The organism is Collimonas silvisoli, assembly GCF_018305005.1.
GTDB lineage: Bacteria > Pseudomonadota > Gammaproteobacteria > Burkholderiales > Burkholderiaceae_D > Collimonas > Collimonas silvisoli.
In genome coordinates this window covers 1-11,607 of sequence record NZ_JAGQEG010000129.1, presented here as the reverse complement: position 1 = coordinate 11,607, position 11,607 = coordinate 1, and the positions used below count along the sequence as shown (strand labels likewise).

12 protein-coding genes are annotated in these 11,607 nt (G+C 56.8%); 9 read left to right on the top strand and 3 right to left on the bottom strand.

The features are described from left to right. Positions 1 to 391, top strand: a 391-nt coding sequence (locus KHU33_RS23755) for an isocitrate/isopropylmalate family dehydrogenase (protein WP_268907141.1), incomplete at its 5' end; no start/stop codon positions are given. A 124-nt stretch (positions 392 to 515) separates the two neighbouring features. On the opposite strand, the gene KHU33_RS23750 is transcribed toward KHU33_RS23755, so the two are convergent. Next, a complete protein-coding gene (locus KHU33_RS23750) occupies positions 516 to 1,055 on the bottom strand; it encodes a phasin family protein (RefSeq protein ID WP_211467590.1) in 540 nt (179 codons plus the stop codon). 758 nt (positions 1,056 to 1,813) lie between these two features. On the opposite strand from KHU33_RS23750, the gene KHU33_RS23745 reads away from it, so the two are divergent. From KHU33_RS23745 to ldcA, 6 genes are all read left to right on the top strand, one after another. After that, entirely contained in the window at positions 1,814 to 3,538 is a 1,725-nt protein-coding gene (locus tag KHU33_RS23745) for a hypothetical protein (protein WP_211467588.1), read from the top strand. A gap of 224 nt (positions 3,539 to 3,762) precedes the next feature. Then, complete coding sequence (locus KHU33_RS23740; RefSeq protein WP_211467586.1) at positions 3,763 to 4,344, top strand: 2'-5' RNA ligase family protein; 582 nt, start codon at positions 3,763 to 3,765, stop codon at positions 4,342 to 4,344. A 419-nt stretch (positions 4,345 to 4,763) separates the two neighbouring features. Further along, complete coding sequence (queE, locus tag KHU33_RS23735; protein WP_211467584.1) at positions 4,764 to 5,399, top strand: 7-carboxy-7-deazaguanine synthase; 636 nt, start codon at positions 4,764 to 4,766, stop codon at positions 5,397 to 5,399. 28 nt (positions 5,400 to 5,427) lie between these two features. Further along, positions 5,428 to 5,877 carry a 6-carboxytetrahydropterin synthase QueD gene (queD, locus tag KHU33_RS23730; protein WP_211467582.1) on the top strand — a complete coding sequence of 150 codons (450 nt, stop codon included), beginning with the start codon at positions 5,428 to 5,430 and terminating at the stop codon, positions 5,875 to 5,877. 14 nt (positions 5,878 to 5,891) lie between these two features. After that, positions 5,892 to 6,359 (top strand): tRNA adenosine(34) deaminase TadA, encoded by a 468-nt coding sequence (gene tadA, locus KHU33_RS23725; protein ID WP_211467580.1) that lies wholly within the window; start codon positions 5,892 to 5,894, stop codon positions 6,357 to 6,359. Then, complete coding sequence (gene ldcA / locus KHU33_RS23720; protein ID WP_329956117.1) at positions 6,356 to 7,291, top strand: muramoyltetrapeptide carboxypeptidase; 936 nt, start codon at positions 6,356 to 6,358, stop codon at positions 7,289 to 7,291. The genes tadA and ldcA overlap by 4 nt, the downstream gene beginning before the upstream one ends. A 93-nt stretch (positions 7,292 to 7,384) precedes the next feature. Here ldcA and KHU33_RS23715 read toward each other — a convergent pair whose 3' ends face one another. Next, positions 7,385 to 8,245 carry a LysR family transcriptional regulator gene (locus KHU33_RS23715; protein ID WP_211467576.1) on the bottom strand — a complete coding sequence of 287 codons (861 nt, stop codon included), beginning with the start codon at positions 8,243 to 8,245 and terminating at the stop codon, positions 7,385 to 7,387. 117 nt (positions 8,246 to 8,362) lie between these two features. Between KHU33_RS23715 and bla the strand changes: the two genes are divergently transcribed. Both bla and KHU33_RS23705 read left to right on the top strand, forming a co-directional pair. Next, a complete protein-coding gene (gene bla, locus KHU33_RS23710; protein WP_211467573.1) occupies positions 8,363 to 9,271 on the top strand; it encodes a class A beta-lactamase in 909 nt (302 codons plus the stop codon). Positions 9,272 to 9,421: 150 nt separating this feature from the next. Further along, positions 9,422 to 11,023, top strand: a complete 1,602-nt coding sequence (locus KHU33_RS23705) for an ABC-F family ATPase (RefSeq protein ID WP_211467571.1) — start codon at positions 9,422 to 9,424, stop codon at positions 11,021 to 11,023. An 89-nt stretch (positions 11,024 to 11,112) separates the two neighbouring features. Here the strand turns inward: KHU33_RS23705 and KHU33_RS23700 are convergent. Further along, positions 11,113 to 11,607 (bottom strand): hypothetical protein (locus KHU33_RS23700; protein WP_211467569.1); only part of this gene is annotated, 495 nt, incomplete at its 5' end.

Here is an 11,607-nt window from a genome sequence, read left to right as displayed (position 1 = left end):
GCTGGTGCGCGCGCCGAAAAAATTCGACGTGATCGTCACCGGCAACATGTTCGGCGACATCTTGTCCGACGCCGCTGCGATGTTGACCGGTTCGATCGGCATGCTGCCGTCGGCTTCGCTGGACGCCGACAACAAGGGTCTGTACGAGCCGTCGCACGGTTCGGCGCCGGACATTGCCGGCAAAGGCATCGCCAATCCGCTGGCGACTATCCTGTCGGCCGCCATGATGTTGCGTTTTTCCTTGAATAAAGCAGAGCAGGCCAACCGCATCGAGGCGGCGGTCAAGCAAGTGCTGGCGCAAGGTTTGCGTACCGCCGATATTTATGAAGCGGGCACCACCAAGGTCGGCACCAAGGAAATGGGTGCGGCCGTGGTCAAGGCTTTGGGATAGCACATGATGCTCCCATCGCGACCCCGCACATCAATGGCTGCGTGAGTACATCACAGATTCTGTGTGATCCGTTGGCGTCGGTGTCGAAACGCGGTGGCGTTTATCAATGGGCTGCGCTGGCAGTTTAATGGCTATTCTTTTTGTGTGGCTTCTGGTGCGCAGAGGCCGGCGATGGACCGTCCGCAGCAGCCCCATCGCCCATTTTCTTTGTCAATTCGTTTGCCGCGTCGAGTGCAACCATTGCGGATTTAAAGATGGTGAGGAACTGTTCAGTGCCGGCCGGCACATTCTTGGTCAACTCGGTCAGCAGTGCCGTTCCATCGTTGCTTGCTTCGGCGACTTTGGCCCCCGCTGCCTTGTTGAACTCGATCTGTGCCGCAGAGGCAATGCGAGTTGCCTCGGACCCATAAAAGACCATGTTTTGAATATCCCGCTTCATGTGTTCTACACTTAATAAGAAAAATTCCTGTAGATCGTTTGCCTGCGAGAATTCTTTCATACTGGCTGAGGACTCGGTTAAGGTCGCTTTAGCGGCATCCAGGCTCAGCTTGGTGAACTCCTCGAAATGCCCGATTAGTTTGTCACTGAGTTCTGCAGTGATTGCACGCTGAGCTTGCGCGTTGGCCTTGATGGCGGAAGCAAACTGTTCTGGATAGTAGGACATGGACTTCTCCTCGGGTGGTAAAAGACGATGTGAAAATCATGGCGCCAGACTCCGTGCCGCAAGCCGTCGCGCAAATTTATATAAGAGGCGGGTTGCGACAAGACACATCCAGTGCGGAAAACTGTTCTATAGCAGGCGCAAAAATCCTGGCATCGCAATGCAGCCTGTTCGCGGAACCGAACCGAAGCAGTTGCCGAGATGCGAACACGAGATTATGTATTCTCTGTTGCTCCGCCAGAAGACCCGGCAAAGCATACGTGGCGGTCGGCATACGGCTCCTATGTTGTGCACATCACTCCGGCATGAAGTCATCGATTCAGCCACGGATCCGTCGGGATGGATGCTCGAAGTTCGCAATGCGCTAAAAAAGTATAGGGCGAACCAAACAAAACTCAAGACAGGCGATGGACTTATTTCTTGAACTGGAATGGAGTGAGGCCGACGGCAGCCCTGTTTGCGGAGATCACTCTAATTTCTGCCAGCTGTCAGCTTTGACAGTTACTTCATGCGTCTGGATCATGCAAGCTTTCTTCTGAATTACTAAATTTACCTTCAAAGCTGAAATAGCGGGGCTTATTGCAGCCCTTATTGCAGCCGCAATACATTAGCTTCATACCTCTCGGCAAGGCTTGCGCCGGTCACTGGCGGGTACCGTTCTTTCAGGCAGTGGCGAAAAACGCCGCAATTGATATTTGGAAATCGCTCTTCTTCGGGACTGACAATCAACTTAACGGGATTCCAAAATGTTCGAGAAGAAAATGGCTTTACCGCTAATGGCCGTCGTTTCGATGTTGGCCGCCTGCGGGGGTGGCGACGGTGCATCGACCCCCGTAACACCTGTAGCAAGCGCGACAGCCGCAGGGAAGGCGGTTGACGGCTATCTGAACGGTGCGTCGGCTCTTTGTGATACAAACAACAACGGTGTGGCCGATGCCGGGGAAGCAGTTGCCACGACCGACGCTCAAGGCAATTTTACGTTTGCCCCCGCATGTTCGAGCACGATTGTGGTGAGCGGCGGCAGCAGTGTCGACACCGGCTTGCCGTTCAAAGGCACTCTGAAAGCTCGGGCCGGCAGCATTGTTGCTACTCCATTGACCAGTTTGATGGTGAATGCCGGCATGACCGCTGCCCAGATAGCCAGTGCCTTGGGCCTGCCTGCCGGCACCGATATCAGCATGACAGATCCTATGAGCAATGCCGATCTTCATAAAAAGACCCTGGCGATGCAGCAGATAATCCAGCAAGTCACGGATACGCTTGGCGCTTTGGCGCAAGACTCCAGCCCTGCGACTATCCAGGCAATTTACAGCCAGGTGGCAAAGGCAGTTGCGACAACCCTGATAGCAGCCGACCCGTCGGCAAAGCTGATTGACGGCGGCAACAGCGTAAGTGCTTCGCTGGTGTCGGGCATAGTGCAACAGTCGGCGGCAAATATAGCGGCCGCCAGCGACGTCTCATTGACTGCAGCCAAGGCCGGTCTGGGCGGTTTTAGCGCAAACAGCGTGGCGGCATTGATTTCAGGCGCCATCGCAAGCCAGGCGGAGGCGTTGACTAAAACCAGCGACGCCGGTTTGCTAAGCCTGACCGGGTCGCTTCAATCGAATCCTACGATTGCAAACGCGGCATCCGGGTTGGCGGCTTTGTTGACTGGCGGCGTTGCCAATAAAGTGGATTTGACGATATTGGGATCCGCTCTGAAGCAACTGAGCGCTGCCGATAGCGGCAACGATGCAGCGGCAAGCGCCGCCATGTCATCGGCTATAGCCACGCAAGCGCAGCTAGCCGGCGTTCCGGCTCCGGCAGTTGTTATCGGTAGCTGGTCACAGCCTACGAACTACCTTGCAATCCTGAATGACAGCATTGAGATCAACGGCAATGTCTACACGCTGAAGCAGTTCTTGAGCGGTGTGACCCTGCCTCGCAAACCGGCGTCTACCGACACCCTCAGTTTTGCATACAAGGTGATCGGCAGCCCCATCCCCAGGAATGCCGGTGGCGTCATGACAACCACGGTAAGTCTGGGAGTCGAGTTGACGGACACCGGCAACAGCGGACTGGTATTGCAATTCATCGTGGATCAGGCGGAGCTGTCGCTGGACGGCAATAAGCAGTTGTCCGTTTCGATACCGGCGGGAGCCAAGATGTATGTGTTTGGCAAAGCCAGTGGCATCGCAGGCGCCAATTTGACGCTTACCAAAATTTCAGACAATCAATTCATTCAGGTCGTTAATAACAAGTTGACGGTCAATACGGGCATTGTATTGGTGCACCTGCTCAGCCAACTCCAGGGACAATCAAGCGCGCTACTTTCCAATCTGAAAAATCTCAGCGGAACATTCAACACGAAATTTGTTGTGTCTAACCTGAATGTCAGGAGCGAGACCGACAAAACGGGGGTAAAGGGCTTGTCCGTTACGGTCACAGGATCCGGCCAGCCGGCGGTGAACGGCCTTGGCATCCTGGGGATTCTTACCATTCCATAAAAAAGGATTTAGCAACTAGCGGTGGAGTATGGCGGTGCGTTGGGGCTTTTAACGATGTAGCGGCAACAATTGGCCGTGCCAGCGATAGAAATTATTGAAAACGGTATTTTTTCACGGTATTGAGCAAGATGCTTGTCATAATGCGGTGAGCGCAGCGGATATTTGGCCAAGACTGATATCCGTTTTTGATTCGACATCGCCCCGTTCTTAGACGCATTTGCCCTATGCCTGAACAACTTTTTTTGCCTGGCTTCGAAGCAACGCGGTATCCAACCGACCGCCTGTTCTTCGCGATCATCCCGACCGCGGACGCCGTGGCAGCCATCGTGCGGCAGAGGGGGCTTTTGCGCGATGGGTACGGGTTGAAAGGCCGCTTGATCGGGAGCGGCCGCTTGCATGTCACTTTAAGCTATCTGGGCGACTATCTGGGGCTGCCGCCAGACATCGTCACTGCGGCAATGACGGCCGCGGCAAGCGTCAGGGCGGCGCCGTTCGAAGTAGAGTTCGACCGCACGATGAGTTTTCGGGGCAGGCCGCGCAACCACCCTTTGGTTTTGTTAGGCAACAATGGTGTCGCCGCTCTGAGAGCGTTTCAGCAAACCCTCGGCATGGCGCAGGAAAGAGCTGGACTAGGGACGGCAGAGTCACACTACACACCTCACATGACTTTGTTGTACGACAATTACTCGCTCCCGGTACGGTCGATTGAGCCCATCAGCTGGACCGTGCATGAGTTTGTTCTGGTACATAGCCTGCTTGGTCAGACCCGCCATGTGACACTGGCGCGATGGCCGCTCTTATCCTGATCTCCCGACTGCAAGTCACATTCGACGGCATTCAGCCAATGCGGTGAGCGCATTGGTGAATTGTTAAAAGCACTCTGCTTTTGCCGATCGGGCGTTGCCTGTAGATCGCTGAAACAAGCTTTCTACGCTAAAATAACGGGTTAGGTCGCCGTCCGCCCATAATAATTGCGGCAGAAATGCGGTTTTCCCGCAAATCGACCTATCTCCCACACCAGCAAAAGCCTTCGTTTTTGATAGTAAAAATGATTGGAAACTGCGAGTATTGACTGTGCCAAGCCTGATATCCATACGGATTTGCAAAGGCGAGAAACAATTAATTGAGTGAGAATACCCATTACGGGACAGTGTTTAAGCGTCGCCAAGCTGGCTTCGCGACGAATTCCGCTGTTCCCAACCGATGAGAATATGCGAGAAGCACCGTGACCTACAGCATCAAAGAAATTTTCTACACACTGCAAGGCGAAGGCACCCATGCCGGCCGCCCCGCGGTGTTTTGCCGTTTTAGCGGTTGCAATCTGTGGACTGGCCGCGAAGAAGACCGCAGCTCGGCGGTTTGCCAGTTTTGCGATACCGATTTTGTCGGTACCGACGGCGAGGGCGGCGGCAAATTCAAGGACAGTGAATCGTTGGCTAAAACCATCAATGCGCTCTGGCCGGAGACATACGCCGCCAGCAAATTCGTGGTGTTCACCGGCGGCGAGCCGTTGCTGCAACTGGATGCGGCACTGATAGACAGCATGCACGCGGCCGGTTTTGAAATCGCCATCGAAACCAATGGCACGCTGCTGCCGCCGCCAGGCATAGACTGGATCTGCGTCAGTCCAAAGATGGGTTCGGTGCTGAAGTTGCGCAAGGGCAATGAGTTGAAAGTAGTGATTCCGCAGGTCGGCCAATCGCTGGCGGCATACGAATCGCTTGATTTCGAACATTTCTATGTGCAAGCCATGGATGGCCCGCAACTGGCGCACAATCTAGCGCTGGCGATTGAGACTTGCAAGCGCAATCCGAAATGGAAGCTGAGCCTGCAAACCCACAAGTTGCTGCAGATTCCCTGAACAGATTTTATAAAGAACCTTTTTACCTATGCTTACCATCACCCGCAAACTGGAATTCGACGCCGGCCACCGGATTCCCGATCACAAGAGCCAGTGCCGCAATCTGCACGGCCATCGCTACACCCTGGAAATCACCCTGGTAGGCGCCGTGATCGAAGTCGAGGGCAGCTCCGACAACGGCATGATCATGGATTTCTCCGATATCAAGACGCTGGCAAAACAGCACTTGGTGGATGTCTGGGATCACGCCTTCCTGGTCTACGAAAAAGACGCGGCGGTACGCGATTTCCTGGCGACGCTGCCGGATCACAAGACCGTCGTCATCGACCGTATCCCGACGGTTGAGAACCTGGCGCGCACCGCTTTCGATATCCTCAAGGCGGCATACAAGGATCACTACGGCACCGGCTTGCATCTGCAAAAGCTGGTGTTGCATGAGACGCCCAATTGCTGGGCCGAGATTTCCGAAGACCGTTGACTTGCTGGCTGCCTATGCGTGACGCGATTTATATGCAGCAAGCCATTTCCCAGGCCCGCAACGCCTGGGCCTTGGGGGAGGTGCCGGTAGGCGCGCTGGTAGTGAAAGACGGGCAGGTCATTGCCACCGGTTTCAATCAGCCTATCGGCAATCATGATCCTACCGCGCATGCGGAAATCATGGCGCTGCGAGCAGCTGCCACTATCCTCGGCAACTATCGCTTACCCGGTTGCGAAATATACGTGACCCTGGAGCCATGTGCGATGTGCGCCGGCGCCATGATGCACGCACGGATCGCACGCGTGATATATGGCGCCAGCGATCCCAAGACCGGCGCTTGCGGCTCGGTGCTGAATCTGTTCGAGCAGGAAAAATTGAATCATCACACCGAGGTGACGGCTGGCGTGCTGGCTGAGGAATGTGGCACACTACTCAAAGAATTTTTCGCCGAACGCCGGCAAGCCCAACAAAAACAATCGTGACTGAAACTACCCAACCGCCTTCAAAACAATCCATCGGCGTGGCGCTGATTGCGCCCGGCGGTTACGCCCCTGACGAAGCAGCGCTGGCACGCGGCATTCTGGCGCTGCAAAGCCAAGGCTGCGTGGTCTATGACTACTACGATCCGGCCGCCAAATATCTGCGTTTCGGCGGCACCGACGCCGCGCGCGTGGAGCAGATTTACGCGGCGATCGATAATCCCCAGGTGCAGATCGTGCTGGCCATACGCGGCAGCTACGGCATGTCGCGTTTATTGCCGCTGCTGGATCTGCACCGCCTGGCCGCCAGCAAGAAAATATTTGTCGGCCACAGCGACGTCACGGCGCTGCATCTGGCCCTGTTGGCGCAGACAGGAGCGACCAGTGTTGCCGGGCCCATGCTGTGCGGCGATTTCGGTGAAGCTGAGCTCAGCGAATATACGATGTCGCACTTTTGGCAGTGTTTGCGGCAGCCGGAGCAGGTGCTGCAAATCAGCGCGCCCGGCAATCCCGTCGTCAATGTCAGCGGCACCTTATGGGGCGGCAATCTGGCGATGCTGAACCATCTGATCGGCACTTCCTATTTGCCGCAAATCGAAGACGGCATCTTGTTCCTGGAAGATATCGGCGAGCATCCGTATCGCATCGAACGGATGATGCTGCAGTTGCAATATGCCGGTATTTTGGGGCGGCAGCAGGCGATTGTGTTGGGTGATTTCTCCAATTATCGTCTGGCCGACTACGACAACGGCTATGACTTCGACGCCATGCTGGCTTATCTGCGGGCTCACGTGCCGGTACCGATATTGACCGGCTTGCCGTTCGGTCACATCCGCGACAAAGTGACCCTGCCGGTCGGCGCACAAGCGCAATTGCGGTCTGATGCACACCGCTTTCAGCTGACTATCCAGAACCCGCTCATCCTGGCGTCCTGACATTCACAATCTGCCTGCCTGACCGGAAAACCCGTTAGCGTTGCTGCCGACGGGTAATGCATATCATGCGATTAATTCGACTCTGCCCCCAATTTAGTTGGCGGCATCGAGCAGCCATTCTCTGAAAGTTTGCATCGCGAGCGTGGCTTGTTTGGATTTGAGGCGGGTCAGCCAGTAGCTGCCGCTGGCGATCTCGATGTCGAACGGGCGCGTCAGGCGGCCGTGTTGCAGTTCGCGGGCGAACATGCGGGCCGGCAGCAGCGCCACGCCGGCGCCTTGTGCAGCAGCTTCCGCCATGGTGAGCGAGGAATCGAATACCGTGCCCCTGAGCAGGGGGCAGGGCAGGGCCGCTGCGGCGAACCAGGCGGCCCATTCGTCGGTGCGGTAGGAGCGCAGCAATACTTGCCCGGCGAGGTCGGCCGGATCGCGCAGAAACGATGCGACCGCCGGCGAGCACATCGGCGATAGCGGCGCCGCCAGCAGCGCTTCAGCTTCTGTGGCATGCCAGGCGCCGTCGCCGAAGCGGATCGCGTAGTCCAGTCCCTCGCCGGCGATATCGACCCGGTTATTGTTGGTGAACAAGCGGAAGTCGACGAACGGGTGGGCTTGCTGGAAATCGCGCAGACGCGGGATCAGCCAGCCGACGGCAAACGTGCCGACCGCACCCACGGTCAGCACCTCGCGCAAGCGCCGGCCGTCGCCGAATTGCTGCAAGACCGAACCGATGCGGCCACACGACTCTGCCAGCACCGGCAGCAGGGCGATGCCTTCGTCGGTCAGCGCCAGCCCGCGCGGCAGCCTGCGAAATAGCTGTACGCCCATCCTCTCCTCAAGATTCTTCACCTGTTGGCTGATCGCTGCTTGCGTGACATTCAACTCGGAGGCGGCGCGGGTAAAGCTGAGGAAGCGCGCCGAGACTTCGAAGGCCCGTAATGAATTCAGGGGGAGGTGCATGCTGTTTCTCCATTTGACCTAGTTTTTCTTATGGTTTACCTTGGATATTGTAGCTTGAGGGATAGTCTTGGCGGCGTTATCTTTGATGCTCTGTTCATGCACATTTAGAGGAAAAATATGAAACGACGCCAGTTTGCCGGAAACCTGGGAGCAGCTCTCGGCGCATTAATTTTGAGCGGCTACACACAGAAATCCTGGGCCTCGGCAGCCAGTGCAACCAAGCCGCTTGCCGACCCGATCGCCCGGCAACTGCGTGAGATAGAAACCAAAAGCGGCGGCCGCCTCGGTGTCGCCATCCTCGACACCCATACCGGGCAAGCCTATGCTTATCGGGGCGATGAACGGTTTCCCATGTGCAGCACCTTCAAGCTGCTGGCAGCAGCATTCACGCTGAAACGTGTGGATCAGGGACAGGAGCAACTGGCGCGGCGGATCCGCTTCGAGACTGCCGATCTGGTCCCGTATTCGCCTGCCACCGGGAAACATGTCGGCGGCAGCGGCATGGCGGTGGCGGAACTGTGCGAAGCAGCCCTCACTCTTAGCGACAATACAGCCGCCAATTTGTTGCTGCACAGCTTTGGCGGCCCGTCTCAGCTGACGGCCTACGTCCGCTCACTAGGCGACAAAGTGACCAGGCTCGACCGCATCGAGCCAGATCTAAACCAGAGCACCCCTGGCGATCCGCGCGACACTACCTCGCCCAACGCGATGCTCTCCACCATGCGCCAGCTGGTGTTGGGAACGGCCTTGTCCGACGATTCGCGCAAGCAATTGACAACCTGGCTGCTTGGCAATAAGACAGGCGACAAGCGGCTGCGTGCGTTGTTACCTGCAGGCTGGCGGGTGGCCGACAAGACCGGCTCGGGCGCCTACGGTTCCACCAACGATATCGGCATGCTGTTTCCGCCTGACCGCGCGCCGCTGCTGGTTGTCAGCTATCTGACCGCGACCAAGGCAGCAGAAGCCGCGCGTAATGCAACGCTGGCGGAAGTCGGGCGTTTGGCTGCATCCCTGGTGGCGAAATAAGGCGATAAGCTGGAAATTGGAGTGAATTCATGGAGATAGTGGCGGCAGACGGTGGTTTTGTGTGGGTTCATGCAGTGCACAAATGCGGATACTGTATAATGCCGCCACTATCTAACCCCATGATTCAATTAAGAAAAGACCAAAGCTAAGATGTTGTCCACCGCAAATATCACGATGCAGTTCGGCCCCAAGCCGCTGTTTGAAAACATTTCCGTCAAATTCGGCGATGGCAACCGTTACGGCCTCATCGGCGCCAATGGCTGCGGCAAGTCGACGTTCATGAAAATCCTGGGCGGCGATCTGGAGCCGTCGGCCGGCAACGTGATGCTCGACCCGAACGAGCGCCTGGGCAAATTGCGCCAGGACCAGTTCGCGTTCGAAGAAATGCGCGTGCTCGACGTGGTGATGATGGGGCACACCGAAATGTGGGCGGCGATGGCTGAGCGCGATGCGATCTATGCCAATCCCGAAGCCACCGACGACGATTACATGAAGGCGGCCGACCTGGAAGCCAAGTTCGCCGAATACGACGGTTATACCGCTGAAGCGCGCGCCGGCGAATTGCTATTGGGCGTGGGTGTGGCGATCGAGCAGCATCAAGGCCCGATGAGCAATGTCGCGCCAGGCTGGAAGCTGCGCGTGCTGCTGGCGCAGGCGCTGTTTTCGAATCCCGATATCCTGCTGCTCGACGAGCCGACCAATAACCTCGATATCAATACCATCCGCTGGCTGGAAGATGTGCTGAACCAGCGCAATTCGACCATGATCATCATTTCCCATGATCGTCACTTCCTGAACCAGGTGTGCACCCACATGGCCGACATGGATTACGGCACCTTGAAGGTCTATCCCGGCAATTACGACGACTACATGCTGGCCTCCTCGCAAGCGCGGGCGCAGCAATTATCGGCGAATGCCAAAGCCAAGGACAAGGTCGCCGAATTGCAGGATTTCGTGCGCCGCTTCTCGGCCAACAAATCGAAGGCGCGCCAGGCTACTTCGCGCGCCAAGCAGATCGAGAAAATCAAGGTCGAGGACGTCAAGCCATCCAGCCGCGCCAATCCCTTCGTGCGTTTCGACGGCGAGAAAAAACTGCACCGCCTGGCAGTCGAAGTGCAGGGCATCAGCAAGACTTACGACCGGCCGATTTTCAGGAATTTCAGCATCATGGTTGAAGCCGGCGAAAAAATCGCCATCATCGGCGCCAACGGCGCCGGTAAAACCACGCTGTTGCGTAGCGTCGGCGGCAGCGACATCGCCGGCCTGGAAGCCGACAGCGGTCTGGTCAAATGGGCAGAGAACGCCAATGTCGGTTACATGCCGCAAGATCCGACCGAAGATTTCGCGACCGACAAGACACTCACCGACTGGATGGGCCAATGGACCCAGGAAGGCGATGACGATCAGGCCGTACGCTCCAGCCTGGGCCGTTTGCTGTTCAGCGGCGACGACGTCAAGAAGTCGGTTAAGGTATTGTCCGGTGGCGAAAAGGGCCGAATGATGTATGGCAAGCTGATGCTGGGCCGCCATAACGTGCTGCTGCTGGATGAGCCGACCAACCATATGGATATGGAATCGATCGAATCGCTCAACATCGCGCTGGAGAAATACGCCGGCACCCTGATTTTCGTCTCGCATGACCGCGAGTTTGTATCGTCGCTGGCGACCCGCGTATTGGAAGTCAAGGAAAACGAAGTGGTCGACTTCCAGGGTTCTTACGAGGATTACCTGAGCAGCCAGGGCATCGAGTAAATCATCGCGCGCAGGAAGCGCTGCGCCATGATGTAAAAGAAGCGGGGCAGAATCTATCTGCCCCGCTTTTTTTATCGCTGTGCAATTTACTATTGCGGCTGTTCGCCCAGATACAACAACTGATCCAGCCGGCCGCGCAGGCTGCGGGCGATTTCTTCTCCCTTGGCCTTAAGCACCGCTTCCAGATAGGCCTGGCGCAAGTCGCGAAAATCCTGGACGCTGCTGGCGCGTTCGACTTTCAGCTGCAAGCCATATCCGCGCAAGCCGATCATGCTCTTGATGGTGTCGTTGTAAAAATGATAAATCGCTTCGAACTGGGTTTGTCCTGGCGGCAGCACTTGTTCAGCCGATATCGGGGCGGCGGGTGGCGGGATGCTTTTCAACACCGCAGGTTCAACAACAACGGGAGCATCGTTGCCGGTGTTGCCGGTATCGGCGCTGACCTGGATCAGACCGGCTTGCAGCAACTCATCCAGATGCTCCTGGCTCAGCCCCAGGCCGGCTACCTTCCGCAGTAATTCGTCGTTGCCGGTCTTGCCGTCCACCAGCAATAACAGCGTACGCAAGCGTGGCGCAACGGTTTG

Coding starts and splice junctions, on each gene's coding strand:
- KHU33_RS23750 (WP_211467590.1), bottom strand. CDS start 1,055: ATGTCCTACTATCCAGAACAGTTTGCTTCCGCCATCAAGGCCAACGCG.
- tadA (WP_211467580.1), top strand. CDS start 5,892: ATGCGTGACGCGATTTATATGCAGCAAGCCATTTCCCAGGCCCGCAAC.
- KHU33_RS23745 (WP_211467588.1), top strand. CDS start 1,814: ATGGCTTTACCGCTAATGGCCGTCGTTTCGATGTTGGCCGCCTGCGGG.
- KHU33_RS23740 (WP_211467586.1), top strand. CDS start 3,763: ATGCCTGAACAACTTTTTTTGCCTGGCTTCGAAGCAACGCGGTATCCA.
- KHU33_RS23705 (WP_211467571.1), top strand. CDS start 9,422: ATGTTGTCCACCGCAAATATCACGATGCAGTTCGGCCCCAAGCCGCTG.
- queD (WP_211467582.1), top strand. CDS start 5,428: ATGCTTACCATCACCCGCAAACTGGAATTCGACGCCGGCCACCGGATT.
- KHU33_RS23715 (WP_211467576.1), bottom strand. CDS start 8,245: ATGCACCTCCCCCTGAATTCATTACGGGCCTTCGAAGTCTCGGCGCGC.
- bla (WP_211467573.1), top strand. CDS start 8,363: ATGAAACGACGCCAGTTTGCCGGAAACCTGGGAGCAGCTCTCGGCGCA.